At 68.6% G+C, this 19700-nt stretch carries 16 protein-coding genes; 9 read left to right on the top strand and 7 right to left on the bottom strand.

The window, feature by feature from the left end; all coding sequences use genetic code 11:
* Positions 1-35: 35 nt before the first annotated feature.
* The gene (locus G6O54_RS28275; RefSeq protein ID WP_165231066.1) at positions 36-1112 is read right to left on the bottom strand and encodes a TolB family protein; all 1077 of its coding nucleotides are present in this window, start codon (positions 1110-1112) and stop codon (positions 36-38) included.
* Positions 1113-1285: 173 nt separating this feature from the next.
* On the opposite strand from G6O54_RS28275, the gene G6O54_RS28270 reads away from it, so the two are divergent.
* From G6O54_RS28270 to G6O54_RS28260, 3 genes are all read left to right on the top strand, one after another.
* The gene (locus G6O54_RS28270) at positions 1286-1834 is read left to right on the top strand and encodes a cob(I)yrinic acid a,c-diamide adenosyltransferase (protein ID WP_165231063.1); all 549 of its coding nucleotides are present in this window, start codon (positions 1286-1288) and stop codon (positions 1832-1834) included.
* A gap of 175 nt (positions 1835-2009) precedes the next feature.
* Positions 2010-2774, top strand: coding sequence for an SDR family NAD(P)-dependent oxidoreductase (locus G6O54_RS28265; protein ID WP_165231059.1), 765 nt, complete (start codon positions 2010-2012; stop codon positions 2772-2774).
* A 69-nt stretch (positions 2775-2843) separates the two neighbouring features.
* Positions 2844-3743, top strand: coding sequence for an HAD family acid phosphatase (locus tag G6O54_RS28260; protein ID WP_165231056.1), 900 nt, complete (start codon positions 2844-2846; stop codon positions 3741-3743).
* 19 nt (positions 3744-3762) lie between these two features.
* On the opposite strand, the gene G6O54_RS28255 is transcribed toward G6O54_RS28260, so the two are convergent.
* Both G6O54_RS28255 and G6O54_RS28250 read right to left on the bottom strand, forming a co-directional pair.
* Positions 3763-6570, bottom strand: a complete 2808-nt coding sequence (locus tag G6O54_RS28255) for a hypothetical protein (protein WP_165231054.1) — start codon at positions 6568-6570, stop codon at positions 3763-3765.
* A gap of 25 nt (positions 6571-6595) precedes the next feature.
* Positions 6596-8158: a DUF4091 domain-containing protein gene (locus tag G6O54_RS28250; RefSeq protein WP_165231051.1), complete on the bottom strand. Its 1563-nt coding sequence runs from the start codon at positions 8156-8158 to the stop codon at positions 6596-6598.
* Positions 8159-8464: 306 nt separating this feature from the next.
* On the opposite strand from G6O54_RS28250, the gene G6O54_RS28245 reads away from it, so the two are divergent.
* From G6O54_RS28245 to G6O54_RS28235, 3 genes are all read left to right on the top strand, one after another.
* The gene (locus G6O54_RS28245) at positions 8465-9328 is read left to right on the top strand and encodes a sugar phosphate isomerase/epimerase family protein (RefSeq protein ID WP_165231048.1); all 864 of its coding nucleotides are present in this window, start codon (positions 8465-8467) and stop codon (positions 9326-9328) included.
* A 139-nt stretch (positions 9329-9467) separates the two neighbouring features.
* Positions 9468-10508, top strand: coding sequence for a CE1 family esterase (locus G6O54_RS28240; RefSeq protein WP_165231046.1), 1041 nt, complete (start codon positions 9468-9470; stop codon positions 10506-10508).
* A gap of 166 nt (positions 10509-10674) precedes the next feature.
* A complete protein-coding gene (locus G6O54_RS28235; protein ID WP_165231044.1) occupies positions 10675-12462 on the top strand; it encodes a hypothetical protein in 1788 nt (595 codons plus the stop codon).
* A gap of 36 nt (positions 12463-12498) precedes the next feature.
* Here G6O54_RS28235 and G6O54_RS28230 read toward each other — a convergent pair whose 3' ends face one another.
* Entirely contained in the window at positions 12499-14418 is a 1920-nt protein-coding gene (locus tag G6O54_RS28230; protein ID WP_165231041.1) for a CocE/NonD family hydrolase, read from the bottom strand.
* A gap of 243 nt (positions 14419-14661) precedes the next feature.
* On the opposite strand from G6O54_RS28230, the gene ndk reads away from it, so the two are divergent.
* From ndk to ligA, 3 genes are read left to right on the top strand one after another with little or no spacing between them, the layout of a single operon-like run.
* Positions 14662-15114 carry a nucleoside-diphosphate kinase gene (gene ndk / locus G6O54_RS28225; RefSeq protein ID WP_165231038.1) on the top strand — a complete coding sequence of 151 codons (453 nt, stop codon included), beginning with the start codon at positions 14662-14664 and terminating at the stop codon, positions 15112-15114.
* 22 nt (positions 15115-15136) lie between these two features.
* Complete coding sequence (locus G6O54_RS28220; protein ID WP_165231035.1) at positions 15137-15436, top strand: hypothetical protein; 300 nt, start codon at positions 15137-15139, stop codon at positions 15434-15436.
* A gap of 32 nt (positions 15437-15468) precedes the next feature.
* The gene (gene ligA, locus G6O54_RS28215) at positions 15469-17484 is read left to right on the top strand and encodes an NAD-dependent DNA ligase LigA (RefSeq protein WP_165231032.1); all 2016 of its coding nucleotides are present in this window, start codon (positions 15469-15471) and stop codon (positions 17482-17484) included.
* Positions 17485-17496: 12 nt separating this feature from the next.
* On the opposite strand, the gene G6O54_RS28210 is transcribed toward ligA, so the two are convergent.
* The 3 genes from G6O54_RS28210 to G6O54_RS28200 all read right to left on the bottom strand — a co-directional run.
* Positions 17497-17898, bottom strand: coding sequence for a HEAT repeat domain-containing protein (locus G6O54_RS28210; RefSeq protein WP_165231029.1), 402 nt, complete (start codon positions 17896-17898; stop codon positions 17497-17499).
* Between the two features lie 54 nt (positions 17899-17952).
* The gene (locus G6O54_RS28205; RefSeq protein ID WP_165231026.1) at positions 17953-18861 is read right to left on the bottom strand and encodes a hypothetical protein; all 909 of its coding nucleotides are present in this window, start codon (positions 18859-18861) and stop codon (positions 17953-17955) included.
* Positions 18862-18941: 80 nt separating this feature from the next.
* Positions 18942-19700, bottom strand: a 759-nt coding sequence (locus tag G6O54_RS28200) for a hypothetical protein (protein WP_165231023.1), incomplete at its 5' end; no start/stop codon positions are given.

Below are 19700 nucleotides of genomic sequence, written 5' to 3'. Positions count from 1 at the left end.
TCGGGGGGGAGGAATGCTCGTTCGGTCGTGCGCGATCACTTCGCCGCCGCCGCCGTCACCGGCGCGGGCGTGAGCTGGAAGTCGGCGAGGAAGAGCTGGCTGTTGCGATCGGTGCCGCGGGCGTTCGAGGTCCACATCAGTTGCTTGCCGTCGGGGCTGATGACGGGGAGCCCGTCGAAGCCGTCGTGGTAGGTGAGCCGCTCCTCGGCGCCGGTGTCCACGTTCATGAGGTAGAGCTCGTAATTCGAGTGGCCGTGGCGGCTCGTCGAGTAGACGATGTGGGTGCTGTCCGGGTGCCAGAACGGGCCCCAGTTCACGGCATCGTTGTTGGTGAGGGCCTTCTCGGCGGTGCCCTCGGTGTTATTCACGTAGACCTGGAGCAGGTCGTTCCCCTTGCGGTCGCTCCGGTAGATGATGCGCCTGCCGTCGGGCGAGAAGAACGGGCCGCCGTCGTAACCCTTCGACTTCACCACGGGCCGCACGTTCTTGCCGTCGGCATCCATGATGTAGATGTCGGCATCTCCGTCGCGGAACGAGGTGAAGATGATTTGCTTGCCGTCGGCTGAGTAGCTCCCCTCGGCGTCGTAGCCGTCGGCCGTGGTGAGCCGCGTCAGGTTCTTGCCGTCGGCATCGGCCCGGAAGATGTCCATCCCTTCGGGGAAGCTCCAGCGGTAGCGGCTCCCGGAGCGGGAGTAGGCCGTCTGGGGGCGGGACGGGCTGGGATTCAGGTGGGTCGAGCCGAACAGGATGGTCTTGCCGTCGGGATGGTAGAAGGAGCAGGTGCAGGCCCCCTTGCCTGTGCTCACGAGCAGCGGCTTCGCGCCGGGCGAGAGCTCGGCGGCGTAGATCTGGTATTCGTACTGGTTCTCCGCCGGGGCCAGGAAGACCGATTCCGGGAGCGCCGGCACGGCCTGGAAGATGATGCCCTTGCCGTCCGGCCGGAAGTAGCCCTCCCCCGCGCGGAAGAAGCCGAAGGTGACCTGGCGGATATTGGTGAGGTGCTTCGACTCGAGCTTCGCCACCTCCTCGGCCGAGGGCGGCCGGCCCGAGGGCGCCTGGGCCGCGAGCGCGGCGATCGTGACGAGGGCCGAGGAGAGCAGGGACGCGGGCATGAGGCGGGCTCCATGGGGGCGGGGCGCGGGCGTAGGAGGTGATTTCCGCGGCGAGGGCCGAGGCCCATGCCGGGCCCGGGCACCTTCCCCGGGAGGATCGATGAGCCTAGTATAGGGGCTGAGATATCGGCCGCCAAGCCGCCCATGGGGCACGAAGGGGAGCGAGCGGGACCTTGAAGATCTACACGAAGACCGGCGACCAGGGGATGACGGGACTCCTCGGCAAGGGCCGCGTGTTCAAGGATGACCTGCGTCTGGAGGCCTACGGCACGGTCGACGAGCTGAACTCCGTCCTGGGCCAGGTCCGTGCGGAGGGCCTCGACCCGGCGACCGAGGCGCTGGCGGCCCGGATCCAGAACGAGCTCTTCGTCCTGGGCTCGGCCATGGCCGACCCGGATCCGGCCGGGAAGTTCTACGACGCGATCGGCGACGAGCACGTCGGCGAGCTCGAAAAGGCCATCGACGCGATCGACGCCGAGCTCGCGCCGATGCGGTTCTTCATCCTGCCGGGCGGGACGAAGGCCGCCGCCGGCCTGCACCTCGCCCGCACCGTCTGCCGCCGCGCCGAGCGATCCGCCGTCAGCCTCTCGCGACAGCCGGGGGGCTCGGTCTCCGCCTCGGTCCTCGTCTACCTGAACCGGCTCAGCGACCTCCTCTTCGTCATGGCCCGGGTCGTCAACCATCGCGCGGGCGTCGAGGACATCCCGTGGAAGGGGATCTAGTGCTTTGTCACAGCTTGATTTTCGGGCTGACAGCAGGACAGGCAGGAATGCCTGTCCTCCGAAATCTCCAACCCACCTGGCTTTAAAACCGGGGGACCGACATTCCTGTCTGTCCTGAAACCCGAATTCTGAGTGTTGACGGACCACTCGTCACGACCGCGGAGGGCCGCACGGCATGACGGGGCCGCACGCTCTGCGAGGCAAGGTCGTCCTGATCACCGGCGGGCGCCGCGTCGGCTCCGAGCTGGCGCGGGACCTCGCCGACGCCGGCGCCCTCGTGGCGATGACCTATCACACCAGCCGCGCGGCCATCGAGCGGACGATCCGCGACGTCGAGGAGCGCGGCTCGTCGGGCCTGGCCGTCGCCGCGGACCTCTCGAGTGCCGAGGAGGCCGAGGCCGCCGTGGACGCGGTCGTCGGCCGATTCGGCCGGCTCGACGCCCTGGTCAACATGGCGAGCGTCTATCGACGGACTCCGTTCGACGCGCTCGTCCCGGCCGACTTCGACGCGATGATCGCGGCCAACCTCGCCGCTCCCTATCACACCTCCGTCGCCGCCGCGCGACGGATGCTTACGCAATCGGGCGATGATGGGATAAGCGGCCGGATCATCAGCCTCGGCGACTGGGCGAGCGAGCGGCCTTACAGGCATTATCTCCCCTACCTCGTGGCCAAAGGCGCCCTGACCACGATGACGCTGGCCCTGGCGAAGGAACTGGCCCCGCACATCGCGGTGGCGATGATCCAGCCGGCGATGATCGACCCGCCGCCGGACCTTTCGGAGGCCGACCGCGCCGAGGTCGTCGCCGCGACGCCCCTTCGCCGCTGCGGGACGCCCGGGGACGTCAATCGGCTTATCCTCTACCTCCTCTCCGGGACGAGCTTCGTCACCGGGGCGTGCTTCCGCGTCGACGGCGGGCGATTCCTGGGGACGGATTGATCCGTGGAGTCCCGAACGAGGCGGGTGCGTCCTTCCCCTGCGATCGTGGATCGGAAAGGCAGCGATGTGATGCCGGGATCGAAGTCGAGCGTCGCGTTCCTCCTCGCGGGCGTCCTGATCGGGATCGTCATCGCCTCCACGCCGAGGCTATCGGCCCAGGCGCCCGGGCCGCCCTCGGTCGAGGTCCCGCGGGCGATGGAGACCTATTTCGCCACGAAGCCGATCTATCGCGGCCTGGACGCGAACCTCTTCGTGCAGACCTCTGCCGAGTACCGGGCCTGCTGCTACCAGGCGTACAACCTGGCGAAGGCCGTCCTCGCCGAGAGGATCCGCGACCGGGCGCCGGGAGGGAAGCCACCGGCCGTGGTGCTGGACCTGGACGAGACGGTCTTCGACAACTCCGGATTCCAGGCCATGCTCGTCCGGAGCGGCCTGACGTTCGACATCCGCCTCTGGCGGACCTGGCAGAACAGCGTCAAGGGGCGGCTCGTCACGGTGCCCGGCGCGGTCGATTTCATCCAGGCCGCGCGAGCGGCCGGCGTGGAGGTCTTCTACGTCGGCAACACGAAGGAGGAGCACCGCGCGACCGTCAAGCAGTCGCTCCAGGACTTCGGCATCCCCGCCGCGGACGACGATCACCTCCGGCTCAGGGCCGACGGCGAGCCCAACCCCGACGACAAGACCTCGCGGAGGAAGTGGATCGCCGACCGCTTCGACATCCTCGTGATCGTGGGGGACAACCTCCGCGACTTCGACGAGACCTTCGCGTTCTCCTCCCCCATCACCCCGAAGGACTCGCCGCAGAAGGCCACCGGTCTGATCCGCGAGCGGAAGGACAAGGTGGATGCGCGGCGGAACTTCTTCGGCAGCCTCTATATCATGCTCCCCAATCCGACCTACGGCGAGTGGATGAGGCCCATGGTCTTCGGCGAGCACGACGAGGACATGCTGGCCGAGACCCGAAAATAGGGGCACGTGCCCCGCCGGCTCACGGCACCTCGTGACGCTCCGATGTCGTGTAAACGACCCCCACCCGAACGGGCTGACGTGCCCCGTCCTGCGAGCCGACGCGAACGGTGTACTCGCCCGCCGGGACGAAGAAATCCGGCGTGATCGCCGCCGATCGCTCCGGGCCGGCCAGCGGCAGGCCGTACCGGGTGATCGGCTCGCCAGGCGTCATCGCGAGGTATTGCCCGGCCTCGACCTCTCCGCGCCATGTCAGCCGACGGCCGCCGATCTCGACCCAGGGATCGGTGAGGACCTGGCGATCCAGGGATCGCAGGGCCTTCACGCCGTCGACCCCGCAGGACACCGCGGCCCCGGCGGGGAGGCCGTTGTAGTAGAACGAGAGGGACTTCACCGCGTGGTAGTCGATCGCGTCCGTCGCGGGCCTGCCCAGTTGCTGATAGCGCCAGCCGTGGAAATCGTTGGGCACGTAGTGGTCCATGGCACGGTCCGAGCCGTCGCGGAGCTGGAGCTTGAACAGGCCGCCGCGACCGTCGCCGCGGAGCCAGAGCCCCAGGCCCCGGTGCCAGGACAGGTCGAGCGGCTTCTCGAACGTCCGCGAGGCGTAAGTCCATCCATCGGGCATGGACCGGGTGCTGGTCGCGGCGAGGACCGCATAGCGACGCCCTTCGCGGGCGTCGTCCTCGCGGACCTCGAACTGCTGGGCGACATCGGGCGAGGTGCTCCTGGCCACGTAGGGGGAGACGTCGTCGAAGCCCTCGATCAGGAGCGCATCGGCGGCCGTGTAGGACGGGCCGGCCTTGAGCCATGGTCCCGGCTTGACGTGGATCCAGGCGCCCAGCCGAGCCGGGCCCTCGGCGACCTTCACCGTCCACGTCTTTTCGGCCTCGGAGGAAGTCGCAATCTCATGCCACGCGCCGTAGGTGATCCGCTGGAAGGCCTCGTGCCCCTCCTCGCCGACCAGGCGGTATTCGTGCCGCTCCGTCAGGAGGTCGTCGCGGCTCGCGTCGGGCTTCCGCCCGCGGAGGGCCGGAGGGATCCGGAGCCGCTCCTTCATCGCCGCGGGCACGCGGCCGGAGAGGCGCAATCGTTCGTAGCGGGCGATCAGGTCCAGTACCGGCTGCGTGAACGGATGGTCGGACGCCGCCGCGACCGAGACCTGGTAGGACAACGACGAGTCGTAGCCGATCGTCGCGCCGAGGATGTACTCGTACTGGTCCAGCGTGGCGTTCGGGTCGTAGCCGTAGTACCAGCCGATATCCAGCGGCATCCATTCGCGACCCGCCGGGTCGAAGCCCGGAGACCGCTCGTCCAGGTAGCCCTTCAGGTCGCCGTGGCCGTCGGCCGAGGCCGTGCGGCCCTGGATGTGCCAGGAGTAGGGGCTGTAGCTGCTGGCCTGGAGGAGGATGTTCTTGTTCCGGAGGGCGTCGAAGAAAGCCTTGTGCTCGATCGCGTTGTAATACCAGTGTTCGCCCTGGAGCGATTCCGAGCCGTCGAAGTAGACCATCTCGACGCCGCACGCGTCGGCCACCCTGGCGAAGTTCGTCGCGACCTCGGTACAAAGCGATGTGTCGAGGTCATACATGTGATAGCCGTACGCCCGCCTCAGGTTGGCGACCGTCGCACCGGCGGCGTGCGGGACGGCCCTCGTCCCGAGTGCCCCGCGCCGGCAGTTGACGAAGCCGAACGGCGCCGCGGTGGCGAGGGACTCATAGGCGATGATCTCGTCGTCGATCCGGAGCACGGTGCCGTTGCCCTCATAGCCGCCGTCCTTCGCCGGGAATCCTGACGGGGCCGTCAGCGAGGGGATGAAGCCGGCCTTCTCGTCGATGTCCGCGGCGAGCGTCGTCCGCGCCCCCAGCACGAGCCGCTTGTCGGGCACGGGCGTGATGTACGGGTCGGGGGGATAGATCGAAGACGACAGGAAGTGGAGTCCGACCTTGAAGCCCTCGGCGCGGAACCGCGCGATCGTCCGCTTCAGTCCGTCCAGGCCGTCGGGGAACCGCTCACGATTGATGGTGTAGTGACCCGTTCCGAGGGACCACGATTCCTGGCCCAGGAGGATGCGGTCGAAGCCCCCGCGCTTCGCCAGGGCAAGCCCCCGGTCGAACTGGGATTCGCGGAAGTCCGTGAGAAAGAGATATGATCGCCGGATGCCCGGCGAGACCTTGTTCCAGACGCCGTCGACGTGCGGGCTCGGGAGGCCCGCGGCCTCCTCGAACCTCCGGACGGCATCCAGGAATTCCGCGGTCGGCACGGCGACCACGCCGAATGCAGCCGGCGTGATGCCGAACCGCCGGGCCGTGGCGACCTCGAGGCCCCGGATCGGTCGTCCGTCCCGCGCCGGGGCGGCGTCCTGAGAGACCATCATGTTCGGCTCCGCGATCATCACGGCCGCCGACCGTCCCCCGGCGTGGGCCGCGTTGAGCGTGGCTCCGATGGTCGCGTCGGCTGGGACCGCCAGGCGGAAGAGCCGGAACCGCTCGACCGTCCGCCGCGATTCGAGCGTCTCGAGCCGGAAGACCGCCAGGCCGGGGCGGGCCTCCACGCGAAAGAGGGCCGTCGAGCCGTCCTCGAACGTGACCTTCAAGTTCCGGCCGTCGCGAGCGACGGACCGCGCCGGGACGTCGCCGGTCCCTGTCCCCAACAGGAAGGCGGGCACGTCGCCGATCGGCCAGTTCGTGCCGTCGGCGAAGGTCACCCGGGCGGCCGCGCCCGAATCGCGGATGGTGAGCGTCGCCTCGCCCAGGTCGAACACGGCGTCGCCCCGGCCGGGACTCGCGGGGCCGAAGATCAGGACGAGTCCGATCGTCGCGATGAGAGTTCGCATGATCCTTCCCCTCGAAGAGCGGTCCTCAACGCGTCCCGTGTCCACCGCCGATCGCCTTCTCGAGCGCCTCGCCCAGCTCGATGCGGACGCGCTCGAGCCCCCGGGGGTCGCTCTCATAGTCCGAGAGCGTGCGGGCGATGCGGCCGATGGCGCGGTCCGCGGCCGGCTTGCCGAGGGCCTTCTCCGCCAGGGTGAGGTAGTCGAAGTCGTCGATCCCGTCGCGGATGACCTCGAGCCGTTGCGAGCTGACCGGGCCATCGACGCCGACCTTCTTGCCCGGGTAGAAGAGCGAGCCGTCGCCGCGGATGTCCGGGTTGATCGATTTCACGGTCATCATGTTCGTCCAGGGATCCTCGGTGGACGACGGATCCCAGTAGCTCGCGCTCCAGTAGAGCAGCCCCTGCACGCCCTCCCGCTTCTGCTGCCAGAAGAGGACGCGGTGCGACATGGCCTTCATCTGGACGAAGAAGTTGTTGTAGGGCTCGCCGGGGCCGCAGCAAACGTACCACCAGACGCGTTCGCCCTGCGCCCGGCGGCGGGCCATCGTGGGGCGGGTGAGGGGCTCGGTGTCGAAGTAGTGGGAATTGGGGCACCAGAGATTGACGCGGCCTTCCATGAGCTGGAACGCCGAGACGTCCTTGCTCCAGTCGGGGGCGGTGAAGAAGGGCACGACCCAGCGATATCCCGGCGCCAGGGATTGGAGACGATGGCTGATCCGCTCCACCTCGTCGTACGCCGTCTTCTTGACGGGCTCGTCGATCGGATAGAAGAACCCCTTCCCGTAGCAGCCGAGCCGCTTCAACCGCGCGACCAGGGCCTGGAGCTCGCGATCGTCCGCTGGGTAGGGGATCTGGAAGGAGGTCATGCGAGGATCCCGCAGATACGCCTCGGCCCCCTCGGAGAAGAGATCCTCGGGGATGGCGTAGGCCGAGATCCGGTGATCGAGGAGGCTCTCGTAATACCGGGCGTACAGGGCCTTCGCGGCGGACGAGCCCGGCGCGACGCCGTGCTGGCGGGCGATGGAGCCGGGATCGATGCCGAAGGCCGTGTCCGTGGTGGGCGTCTCCGGGAGGGCGAAACCCCAGACGTGTAGCTTGACGGCAAGGCTCTTGCGAACGCTGCCCGCTTCCACGACCGCCTCGGCGGCGTAATCGCCCGGCCGGGCGTTCGTCGGGACCCGGACCGAGATCCAGACCGGCTGAGCCTCTCCCGGCTTCAGGTCGAGCGGGCCGAGCGGCGGGAGCGGGTCGGGATAGGGCGTCTTGCCGACGACGTTCGGCACGTACTCCACCTTGAAGAGGGTCGGCACCGGCCCCTCGGTCCCGTCGCCTTTCCGGAATCGCGAAACGTGGACGCGAACGCCCGGGACGGGATGATCGGCCGAGAGCACGAGCTGGCACGCTTCCGCCTCGTTGCGTGCGGCGGACAGGGACCAGGATTCGCTTCCCGCGGCGGGCTTCGCGTCCCGAAGGACCTTCAGGGCCGAGGGGGCGAACCAGGCGGAGACGGGTGCCGGCCCGTCGGCCTTGGCCGTCGAGGCGTACAGGACGAGGGCGGAGAAGACCGCCGCGAATGCCGTTCGCAGCATGGGAGGGCCTCCGGGTGGGATGAGGAAGGCGGGCGGGATCTCGGGTCGGCGCGGATGGCCCGGCGCTGAGCCTGGTCCGCTCGGCCGGTGCAAGGCCGCGGGCATCGACGCCGCCCCGAGCATAGCGGCGGCAGCAGGGCGAAGATATGGGTGGTCGCCCGCGCATCCGCGGGCCGGGCCTTGCCCGGTCGATCGTTGCGTCCCGCCCCTGGCGGTGGTATGTCGGGAAGAGGATGCCGCGGCCCTTTCCCCATCCGCGGCCGGGCGTCCGCACGAACGCCGCGTCCTCTCTCCGGCGAGGTTGCCATGAAGATCGGATTCCATACTGATGCGTTCAATTCGTCGAACTGGAGCTTCGAGAAGTGCCTGGACTGGGCCCGGGCGAATGACGTCCACTTCATCGAGTGCGGCCTCTTCGACGGCCCGAACTGGATCCACGGCCTGGGCTACTTCCCGCACGTCGCGCTCTACGAGGACCCGCTCCTGCTCCGGCGGAAGATGGAGACCTGCGGCGTGGCGTTCTCCCAGGTGGACGCGGCGTTCCCGCTCTCGGGCAAGGACGGGCCGCTCTACGGCGTGCCGTATGTCCTGAAGGCGATCCCCTGGGCGAAGCACGCGGGCTGCCCGAAGGTGGTCACCACCGACGGCCTGCACCGGCCCGAAGGACTCTCGGACGCCGAGGCCATGGAGGCCATGAAGCGGTCGTACGGCCTGGTCGTCGAGGTCGCCGAGGCGTACGAGATCACCGTGAACATCGAGGTCCACGGCTACTTCACCACGAAGCCCGATTTCCTGGCCCGGATGCTCGCCTTCGCGGACAGCCCGTTCCTGCGGCTCAACCTGGACACGGGCAACAGCTTCATCGCGGGCCTGGACCCGGTGGCCTTCGCCCGGCAATTCCAGGACAAGGTGAGTCATGTCCACGTGAAGGACGTGAGCGAGTCGCTGGCCCGGGCCATGCGCGGGCATGATACGGGCATCGCCATGAGCCACTGCTCGATCGGCGACGGCGTCAACGCCGACAACATCCGCCAGGTGCTGGCCCTGCTCCGAGATCGCGGCTACGACGGCGTCCTGAGCATGGAATGCGAGGGGGGCGGCGGGCCGATGATCGAGAAGTCGCTGGGGTGGCTGCGGAGGACGCTGGGGGAGTTGGGAATCCCGGCCTGATTTCGGCAGAATCATGAGGTGACAGGGCGGCGGCCGCTGGGATATCCTCAAGCCCCGAACCACGAATGACGATACGGTCCGGAACGACCACGATTCGAACCGGGCGGGGTGGCCCGATCGCAGAGGAGCCGAACGGAGCATGATGCCCTCGAGACGCCGCCTGCTCATGGCCCTGCCCGGGGTCTCGTGCGCGCTGGAGGGGCTGGCGCGGGCCGGCCAGCGGCCGGCTTCCTCGCCGGCCCGTGAGACGCGGCCGGGGCTCCAGTCGTTCGGGATCAAGGCTGTGGGGAGGACGTGGAACACGGTCGTCCACGTCCCGGCGAAGGATCCGGGCAAGCCGATGCCGGTCGTCCTGGTCCTGCACGGCTCGGGCGGCGACGGGGCCTCGATGCTGGAGCGGACCCGGTGGATCCGGAAGGCCGATGAGAACGGCTTCCTGGCCGTCGCGCCCGACGCCTATCCTCAGGATCCCGCGCGGGGGCCGGACTTCCTGACCAACCCGCGAATGTGGAACGCCGGCCAGTTCGACCCCGACTCGCCGCGGGCGGCGATCGACGACGTCGCCTTCTTCCGGGTGCTCCTCGATGAGTTGCCGAGGCACTACCGGATCGACGAGAGCCGAATCTACGTCGCGGGCCATTCCAACGGGGCGGGGATGACGTTCCGGCTGGCGACCGAGCTCTCCGAGCGGTTCGCGGCGATCGCGACGGTGGGGAGCATCTGCTGGATCAAGAACCCGAAGGTCCCGAAGCCGATGCCGACCATCTTCCTGTCCGGGATGATGGATCCCCTGGTGCCGGTGCGTGGGGGGATCTCGGTCCTGCCCTGGGGGAAGCGGACGACGGTCCCCGTGGCGGATACCCTGGATGACTGGGCCCGGGCACTCGGCTGTCCGCCGAAGCCGCGCGTGTCCGAACGCCGCGAGAACGGCATGTACTTCGAGTACGGCCCGGGCCGCGGCGGTTCCCTGCTCGCGGCCCATCTGATCGACGGCCAGGGCCACAACTGGCCGGGGGGCCGGTCGATCGTGCCGGGCATCCTCGGTCCGGACAATCGCCGGGTCGACGCCACGGACATGATCTGGGATTTCATCCGCCGCTACCGCCGCCGCGGGGCCGCGGAGAAGTCGCGGACTCCGGACGGCCGGACCCTGGAAGAGCCGGTCCTGCGGATCCGCTGATCGAGCGGTGCCGAGGCATCCCGCGACCGGTCAGGCTGTTGTGAATGGGCGGCGAGTCCGGCTAGACTCGAACCGTTGTGCCGGCCCCGCCGCAGTCTGCGCAGGCCCCGGGCTAAATCCGCGATTCATGCCGGCCGCACTCCCTCCATCCCTGAGAAGAACAACCATGAGAAGTGCATCGAGGATCATCCCGACGATCGCCATGGTCTGGCTTGTCGGACTCGCCGGCTTCCTGTCCCGAGTGCCGGCGGCTCGTGCCGACGGGCCGCCGTCGAAGGGCGTCGTGGGCTTCTGGAAGGTCGACTTCCTGGGCTTCGGGGACGACGAGCTCGCCATCATCCAGATCGAGGACAAGGACGGCAAACGCTCGGGCAAGACGGTCAGCGTCCAGAAGCAGGCCCTGGGAAATGCCGCGGAGCTCGTCATGGAGCCGGTCGGCTCCGACGCGGAGGCGGTCTCGTTCACGCTCAAGGGGCAGGGGCTGGAGCTTCGGTTCAGCGGCAAGCTCGCCCGGGACGGGGCCGGCGCCGGCAAGATCCTGGGGACCTTGACGCTCCGGGGCGAACCTTACCCGGCCCGCCTGGAGCCGACGAAGGATGAGGCCGTCGGCGAGCGGAAGGCCAGCACGCTGGTCCAGCAGTATCTCCTCGCCGCACGGGAGGCCGAACCGAAGGTCAAGGCCCAGAAGCTGAAGGACCTCATCAAGAAGAACGACGGCAATCCGACCGTCCACATCCCCTATACCGACCTGCTCGACTCGGCCGAGTCGGCGGGCCTGACGGCCGACGAGGTCAAGACGGCCATCGCCGACTGGCAGAAGGGGGCGGAGCCCTACGGCAGTGCCTGGACGAAGGCGGTCCGGCGCAAGGCCCTCAAGGCGATCAGCGGCCACAAGCCCTATGCGGGCATCGCCGTCGAGCTGGCACAGCAGGTCGACAGGGAGACCGATGGCCAGGCCAGCCTGGAGGACCGGGCCGCGGTCGTCGGGCTGCTCGCCCGGGCCGCGACGCTGGCCGGGAAGGCGGACCTCGCGAAGGAGGCCGGCGACCGTTCCGCGAAGCTGGAGGCCCAGCTCGACGAGGAGTATCACCGCAAGGTCCCGCCGTTCAAGCCGCAGGTCTTCAAGGGACGCAAGGACGGCAAGGCGGATCGCGTGGTCCTGATGGAGCTCTTCACCGGAGCCCAGTGCCCTCCCTGCGTCGCGGCCGACGTGGCCTTCGATGCGCTCCTCTCCACGTTCAAGCCCGCGGAATTCATCGGCCTCCAGTATCACCTCCACATCCCCGGCCCGGATCCGCTGACGAACGACGACTCCGTGGCCCGGAAGGACTACTACGGCTCGGCGATCCGCGGGACGCCCTCGACCTTCTTCAACGGCCATTCCCAGGCCGGCGGCGGCGGCCCGATGGCCTTCTCCGAGGGGAAGTTCAACGAGTTCCGCGAGGTGGTCGAGGAACAGCTCGAAGGACATCGTGGCGCCACCATCACCCTGACGGCGGACCGCATCGGCGACGTGGTGAACATCGCCGCGGCGGCGACCCTGGCGAAGAAGCCCGAGGTGGCCGAGACGAAGAAGGATGGCGAAACGAAGGAAGGCGAGAAGAAGGACGAGTCCAAGCCGCGATTGCGGCTGGCCCTGACGGAGGAGGTTATCCGCTACGTCGGCGGCAACAAGCTTCGCTATCACCATCACGTCGTCCGCGACTTCCCGGGCGGCGTCGAGGGCAAGGACATCGCGTCGGGCTCCGGCGAGGTGAAGGTCAAGCTGAATCTCGCCGACCTGAGGCGGGAGATCGAGGAGTATCTCAGCAAGAGCGCGAAGACCCGGCCGTTCCCGAACCCGCTCCCGGCCGTCGAGTTCAAGGACCTGTCGGTCGTGGCGTTCGTCCAGGACGACTCGGACAGGAAGATCCTCGGGGCCGCGTCCGTGCCGGTGAAGGTCGTGAACCCCTGAGCCGAATGAGGACCGCCTGACCCCCGCCGGCATCCGTCACCGCGGGGGCGGGATCACCGGCAGGACGATCGACGACGGGTGCTCCGCGTCGTGGAAGATCGTGTTATCGGCGAGGGCCGTCCGGCGATCCTCGCCGAGCGGCTCGCCGGTATTCGGGTTGACGTCGAACCGCGGGTAATTGCTGCTCGAGATGTCGACCCGGATCCGGTGCCCCTTCTTGAAGACATTCGAGGTCGGATAGAGCCTGATCGCGAGCGGCACGACCGCGCCCGGCTTCAGGGGCGGGGCCTGGTGGTCCAGGCCTTCCCGGTAGCGGGCGCGGAGGATCGAATCGCCGAGATTGAGGTCGAAGCCCAGCGGGTAGTCGGCATTGGGCGGGATCTCGTCGATCAGCTTGGCCGTGAAGTCGGTGTCGGGCGCATTGGAGCTGATCCAGAGCCTGACCTCGACGGTCCCGGTCACCTCCGTGTCCTCGGCGAGCGGCGCCGAGCGGAAGACGAGGACGTCCCGTCGCTCCGACAGCGGGAGCTGGTCCGTCGCGGCGTGGTTGTCCGGCCGGGCCCGCTGGTCATAGCCGCCGGCCGCCATCAGCCCCTGGTTGGACGAGATGTTGCCGCCGATCGTCGGGACCGGATGCCGCGGGTCGAACGTGTAGCTGGTCCGGCTCGGCGCCTCGGCCGGCGGCCTGGCGTCGAGGCTGCCGTCGGCGCGGAGGTAGTAGGGGGTGGGGCTGGTCCGCGCCAGGGGCCATTCGCGCTCGGCACGCCACGAGCCCCCATGGCGGAGGCGGCCCTCGGTCGATCGGCGATCGTCGCCGCTCCCCATGACGTAGATGAGGACCCGCGGATCCTCGTCCACGCCGTTGCGGATCCCGCGGAGCCATCGGTCATACCATCGCAGCCGGATGCGGTTGAGATCGACGGCCGCCTCGCGCGAGAACTCGACCTCGCCCGCCACATTCGAGCCCTGCCCGCCGTGGGTCCACGGGCCGATGATCAGGCGATGCGGGCCCGCCTTCGCCCGGGACAGGGCCTCGAAGTTCATCGCGACCTGGCGGGTCCACGAGTCGTACCAGCCGGTGAAGTGCAAGACCGGGACATCAGCATAGTCCTTCACGTGATCAACGACCGACATCCCCTTCGCGTGCCAGAATGGGTCCTCGGGCCCGCTCCGGAGGGCGCGGACAACCCAGCCCTCGTACTCCGGGACCAGGCGCAGGGGCGTGGTGCCGGGGCGGACCGGCAGGACGTCCGCATGCTGGCGGATCCGCTGCCCGCTCTCGACGAGCGCCCTCCGCAGTGCCGGGTCGGCGAGCGCGGCCTTGCTGTTGGGCGCGCCGGTCTGGAAGATCCAGTTCACGAACCGGAGCTCGAAGGCTCCGCCGTGACGCATGCCGGCGACGCCGCAGTTCGACAGGGCGTCGACGGGGACCATCGTCGTCAGGTGGGGCGGGGTCGTTTCCGCGAGGGCGTGCTGGGTGCCGCCGGGGTAGCTCGTGCCGAACGTGCCGACCTTGCCGTCGGACCAGGGCTGCGCCGCGATCCACTCGACGACGTCGTGGCCGTCCTCGGGATCGTTCGCCAGCCCGTTCCAGGTGCCCTCGCTGGCGTACCGGCCTCGCGTGTCGTTGGCGATGACCGCGTAACCCCGCTGGGCGTAGAAGTTCCCCTCGCCGCCGGCGCCTCCCTTGTCGTAGGGCGTCCGCGTGAGCAGGGCGGGGAAGCGGCCGGGCGCCGGCCCCCCGTCGCGAGCCGGCCGATAGACGTCGGCCGCGAGTCGCGTGCCGTCGCGGGCGGGGATCATGACGTTCCGCTCCACGACAACCTGGTATTCGGCCGCGCGATCCGCGACGGCCGGCGAGGGGGGCGCCTGGGCCAGGGCACCCGAGGCCGCGAACGCGAGCACGGCGGCGGAGAAGGCGAAGGCATGGCGCGGGCAAGGCGGCAGGTCGTTCATGTCGGGGCCTCCCGGGTCGGTTCGGGCCGCGCCGGTCCGGCGCGATGAACCGGCCAGGATAACGCCGCGGGAGCCGCGCCGCGACGACCCAGGCGTCCCTCCACGCGGCACGGGCTTGGTTGCAACCCGGAGCGGCTTCGGACTAGACTGTGGACTCGATTGAGAACCGTCCTCGATCCGCGCCGGACGCCGGAAGTCCCGGATCCCCAGGCGGAATCCCTCTCCAGACATGGATAATCTCGCATGCAACGTACGCTCATCATTTTCAAGCCGGACTGTGTTCACCGCAGGTTGGTGGGGCAGATCCTCGCCCGGATCGAGGCGAAGGGCCTCGCGGTCGTCGGCCTCAAGCTGATCCAGGTCGACCGCGCGCTCGCCGAGAAGCACTACGCCGAGCACCTCGGCAAGCCGTTCTTCGAGGGGCTGATCGGGTTCATCACGAGCGCGCCGGTGGTCGTGGGGGTGCTCGAGGGGAACGAGGCGATCGTGGTGCTCCGCACGCTCCTGGGCGCGACCAACGGCGTGGCGGCCGCGCCGGGGACGATCCGGGGGGACTTCTCCAGCAGCAAGCAGAACAACCTGGTCCACGGCAGCGACAGCCCGGAGTCGGCCGCTCGCGAGATCGCCCTCTGGTTCAAGCCCGAGGAGCTCGCGAGCTACACCCTGGCCGGCAGCGAGTGGGTCGTCGGCGGCTGAGGCTCGATTTCGAGGTTCGTTCATGGCCGGGAAGGCGCGGAAGAATCCCGTGCTCGCCAATCCATTCTTCATGGCCCTCCTGGCCGTGAGCACGCTCTTCGTGGTCACGGCCCTGGGCTACCTGGTGGCGCCGTACGCGGCGGGCAAGCGCCCCGTCGAGGCCGGCGCGACCTCGCATGCGCTGGCCGGGTGGCTGGACCGGCGCGGCCCCCTCTTGCTGGGCCTGGAGTTCGTCGTCATGCTGACGACCGGCGTCCTGGCGATGGCGACGGAAGACTGGTTCATGGGGCGTGGGGGCGGCGAGCCGCCTCGCGGCGGCTAGCCCGACTCAGCCCCCGGGCGGGAGGCTCGGCGATGGCGTCCAGGAAGGTGGAGAGCGAGATCAAGCATCTCCGCGACGAGCTGAACCGGCACAACCGGCTCTACTATGAGGAGGCCGCGCCGGAGATCAGCGACCGCGAATACGATCGGATGATGGAGCGACTGACGGAGCTCGAGGCCGAGCATCCCGAGCTCGCCAGCCCGGACAGCCCGACCCAGCGCGTCGGCGGCGCCCCGCTCACCGAGTTCCGCACCGTGACCCACGCGGTGCCGATGCTCTCCATCGACAACACCTACAACTACGACGAGGTCCGCGAGTGGGACGCCCGCGTCCGCCGCGGGCTCAACCCGGGCGAGGCGGTGCGGTACGTCGTCGAGCTGAAGGTGGACGGCGTGGCCTGCTCTCTCCGCTATGAGAAGGGCAGGCTCGTGCTGGGCGCCACCCGCGGCGACGGCGAGCGCGGGGACGACATCACGGCCAACCTGAAGACGGTCCGGGAGATCCCCCTGGTCCTCGCTGACGACCCGCCCGACCTCCTGGAGGTCCGCGGCGAGGTCTACATGACCAACGCCGAGCTCATCCGCCTCAACGAGACGCGCAAGGCCGACGGGGAGAAGCCCTTCGAGAATCCTCGGAACTCCACGGCCGGCTCGCTCAAGCTGCTCGACTCGCGGATCTGCGGCCAGCGAAGGCTCCGGTTCGTCTCGCACGGCCTGGGCGAGGCGAATGGGCTGACCGATCGCTCGTATTTCGCCCTCACCCAGCGGATGAAGACCTGGGGCATCCCCGTGAGCCCGCTGACGAGGTGCTACGACTCGATCGACGCCGTGATCGAGCACGCGACGACCTGGCAGGAGAAGCGGAACACGCTGGACTTCCAGACCGACGGCCTGGTGATCAAGGTGGACGACCTGGCCCAGCGCGAGCGGCTCGGCTACCGCAGCAAGAGCCCGCGGTGGACAATCGCCTTCAAGTACGAGGCCGAGCAGGCGATCACCAAGATCAAGAACATCACCGTCCAGGTCGGCAAGACGGGCAAGCTCACGCCGGTCGCCGACCTCGAGCCGGTCCGCCTGGCCGGCACGACCGTGAAGCGGGCCACCCTGCACAACGCCGACGAGATCGCCCGCAAGGACATCCGCGTCGGCGACACGGTGGTGATCCAGAAGGCCGGCGAGATCATCCCTCAGGTCGTCCGCGTGGAGCACGAAGCCCGCGACGGCTCCGAGGTCGCCTTCGTCTTCCCGACCCATTGCCCGAACTGCGGGGCGCCGGTCGTCCGCGACCCGCACGAGGTCGATTACCGGTGCTCGAATCCCCCCAGCAAGTGCACCGAGCAGCTCAAGGGGCGGCTCCGCTATTATGCCCACCGCGACGCGATGGACATCGACGGCCTGGGCGAGAAGCTCATCGAGCAGCTCGTGAACGGGGGCCTCGTGCGGAGCCTCGCCGACCTCTATCGGCTCGACGTGCCCACCCTGTCGGAACTCGACAGGATGGGCAAGAAATCGGCCGAGAATCTGGTCGCCGCGATCGAGGGCTCGAAGGGTCGCTCGCTCGACCGCTTCCTCTCCGGCCTGGCGATTCGCCACGTCGGCGTCAGGATGGGCGAGGTGCTGGCCGAGCGATATCACACGCTCGAGACGCTCCGCGCGGCGACGCTCGAGGAGCTGGAAGGCATCCCCGAAGTCGGCGCCGTGGTCGCGGCGAGCGTCCACGAGTTCTTCCACGACCCGGACCACGTCCAACTCCTCGAGGATCTCGCCGCCGTCGGCGTCGCCCCCACGCCCTTCAAGCCGCTGGCGCGGGCCGGCTCGCTGCCGTTCGCCGGCAAGACGTTCGTCCTCACCGGGACACTGCCGAAGCGGTCCCGGCCCGAGGCCGAGGAGATCATCAAGACCCTGGGCGGCAAGGTGAGCGGCTCGGTCTCGAAGGTCACGAGCTACGTCCTCGCCGGCACCGAGGCCGGGAGCAAGCTCGAGAAGGCGAAGGCGCTCGGGATCGCCATCATCGATGAGGCGGAGTTCGAGAAGCTGGCGGGGGTATGAGGGTTGCCCTAATCACCCTCGGCCGACTTCGAGGCCGTCCTGCTCGACCACCGCGGATACCTGCTCGATCGCCTCGGCGATCCAGGGGCGCCGGCTCGGTGTTGCGGTTTCGTGGGCGATCTTCAGGGCGAGCAGCGCTCGCGGCGAGGCGAGTGTGACCAGGCCGTCGAGGGCGCTCTGCCAGACCTCGGTCGACGAGTCGGCGATCGCCTGCGCGAGGAAGGGGATGGAGACCGGCTGACGGTGTCCCCAGATCGCCTTCACGAGGATCGACCGGACGCTCGTATCCGACTCGCGGCGAAACGCCGCTTCCAGCTCCGGCAAGGCCTCGTCTTCGAGCTCGAGCAAGCCATGGAACGCCACGTCGCGGCGGCCGGACCGTGCGAGAGCCATGTAATCTGCGACGGCTGTCATGGCGGCTTGCGCTCCACCAGGATCGTGCAGACGGTGGGGTCGGCTTCCTTGGAGTTAGGGCTTGCGACCTTCCGTTGCCTCGTGCAGATGGGAGCGAAACTGCTTCAGGCTGGTGCACTCCGCGGCAAGTTCTGTGAGGGCATCCAGGCGCGTGCTGTCGTCGATCGTGTCGAGATCCTTGCCCAATTCAAGGGCCTTCGGGCCGAAGCGGACCTTGAGAACGACGAGGATGGACTTGCGGGCGGTCGCATGGGTGGCCTCGCGGGCGGCATCGCGGGCGACGTCGCGGGTCCACTCGGCTTTGAGCTTTTCCAGGAGCGGCGACTCGATCAGGGCTTCACGTCCCCCGAACAGTTGGAAGAGCCTCTCATCAGTGTATCGCAGGCCGGCGAGGATTTGCGAGACGACCAGGAGGTTCTCGTGTTCCTCCGGGAGGGCCTCGTGGTCGATTCGCTCGCGGCAACGGCGGAAGATCGGCGCGGGAGGGCCGTCGAAGTGACAGAGCGGCACCCAGGGGATCACGCCGACGTCGCCGGCCTGGAGGAGTTCCTCGGCGGGGAGCTTCCAGAGCTCGATCGTCCGCCAGGTCATATGGAGGTGGGTCCAGCCCTGCTCGTTGCGGAGGTCGGCGGCCCGGGCGGGTCGTCGGGGCCGCTTGCGGCTGAGGATCACGACGAGGACCTCGGGGAGGATGCCGCGATCGAGATAGACGAGGCTGGCGTCGCGGACGGCCTGGTCGGCGACTCGGGGCTCGGCGTAGGTGGCCATCTCGAGGATGTAGGCACTCGGCTTGTCCTGGCCGGCGCGGCGGGCTTCGAGGAACGCGTCGGGATGGAAGCGGGGCTGCACGAGCTCGGCCGGCAAGGCGCGCCATTCGATGAGGTCGCGGATGCCGGCGAGCCAGAGGAGGGCGTTGCCGTGGTGCTCGATGAGCCACTTGCTGCTCTTGTCGTACTCGTGCATCGATCGCCCTCACGACTTCGTGAGTATCCGGCGCCGGATCGCTGGAATAGTCTATCATACCTTGAGGACGATCGGGTTCGTCAGGGACGAACCCGCGGCTTCTCCGGTTCGAGAGGAATCCGTTCCGCCGTGAGAAGGACCAGCCGCTTGCTTGGGGGTGTTCCCCTGCCGGCTTCCGGAAGGACATCTCCCAGGTAGACCAGCACGCACGAATCGGCGGAGATGTCCGTCGTGCCTCGGTAGCTGACCCTGGCCCGATCCGCGAAGTCCTTCGTCATCACCTCGGTGTGGATCGCCTTGAGGTCCATGTCCAGATCGCGACCTTGGCCGCGCGTGGTCAGGGGAGACAACTGGCTGCACACGTCGATGGCGAGCTGCATCCCGTTGGGGGTCAGCGTGCCGGTCAACTTGACGTGATCGACCTGTTCAGTCCGACCCTGGGTGATGAATGAGGCGTAGTCGCGATCGAAAGTCGTGACCTTGGGACACTGGAGATGACTCACACTGTGTTGCTCCATGAACGAGAGGAGATGGTGAGCCGGGTAGAGGCCATGGACGATCCATGCCTTGGAGCCGCGACCTTCCCCGACCTGTCTCATCCACTGGGTGTAATAGCCGCGCCAGGCGGTGGCGTCGACATCGAAGAGGTTGACCGAGTAGGCGATCTGAAGGTCTGGATCGGCGGGTTCGGTCGTAAACGGGTATGGGTTTCCGGTTTCGACGTCCGTCGAGATCCGCGGGGTTTCCCGGTCGGACGCCTCGGTTGGCTCCTGGGAGATGCCGACGGCGAAGGTGATGACCGCGAGTGCCGCGGCGAGGGGAAGGACGGCGAAGGGCCA

It is taken from the genome of Aquisphaera insulae (assembly GCF_011064615.1).
GTDB lineage: Bacteria > Planctomycetota > Planctomycetia > Isosphaerales > Isosphaeraceae > Aquisphaera > Aquisphaera insulae.
The sequence above is the reverse complement of the archived record's forward strand: the minus strand, read 5'-3'. Positions and strand labels throughout refer to the sequence as shown.

Coding starts and splice junctions, on each gene's coding strand:
- G6O54_RS28275 (WP_165231066.1), bottom strand. CDS start 1,112: ATGCCCGCGTCCCTGCTCTCCTCGGCCCTCGTCACGATCGCCGCGCTC.
- G6O54_RS28265 (WP_165231059.1), top strand. CDS start 2,010: ATGACGGGGCCGCACGCTCTGCGAGGCAAGGTCGTCCTGATCACCGGC.
- G6O54_RS28260 (WP_165231056.1), top strand. CDS start 2,844: ATGCCGGGATCGAAGTCGAGCGTCGCGTTCCTCCTCGCGGGCGTCCTG.
- G6O54_RS28255 (WP_165231054.1), bottom strand. CDS start 6,570: ATGCGAACTCTCATCGCGACGATCGGACTCGTCCTGATCTTCGGCCCC.
- G6O54_RS28250 (WP_165231051.1), bottom strand. CDS start 8,158: ATGCTGCGAACGGCATTCGCGGCGGTCTTCTCCGCCCTCGTCCTGTAC.
- G6O54_RS28245 (WP_165231048.1), top strand. CDS start 8,465: ATGAAGATCGGATTCCATACTGATGCGTTCAATTCGTCGAACTGGAGC.
- G6O54_RS28240 (WP_165231046.1), top strand. CDS start 9,468: ATGATGCCCTCGAGACGCCGCCTGCTCATGGCCCTGCCCGGGGTCTCG.
- G6O54_RS28235 (WP_165231044.1), top strand. CDS start 10,675: ATGAGAAGTGCATCGAGGATCATCCCGACGATCGCCATGGTCTGGCTT.
- G6O54_RS28230 (WP_165231041.1), bottom strand. CDS start 14,418: ATGAACGACCTGCCGCCTTGCCCGCGCCATGCCTTCGCCTTCTCCGCC.
- ndk (WP_165231038.1), top strand. CDS start 14,662: ATGCAACGTACGCTCATCATTTTCAAGCCGGACTGTGTTCACCGCAGG.
- G6O54_RS28220 (WP_165231035.1), top strand. CDS start 15,137: ATGGCCGGGAAGGCGCGGAAGAATCCCGTGCTCGCCAATCCATTCTTC.
- ligA (WP_165231032.1), top strand. CDS start 15,469: ATGGCGTCCAGGAAGGTGGAGAGCGAGATCAAGCATCTCCGCGACGAG.
- G6O54_RS28210 (WP_165231029.1), bottom strand. CDS start 17,898: ATGACAGCCGTCGCAGATTACATGGCTCTCGCACGGTCCGGCCGCCGC.
- G6O54_RS28205 (WP_165231026.1), bottom strand. CDS start 18,861: ATGCACGAGTACGACAAGAGCAGCAAGTGGCTCATCGAGCACCACGGC.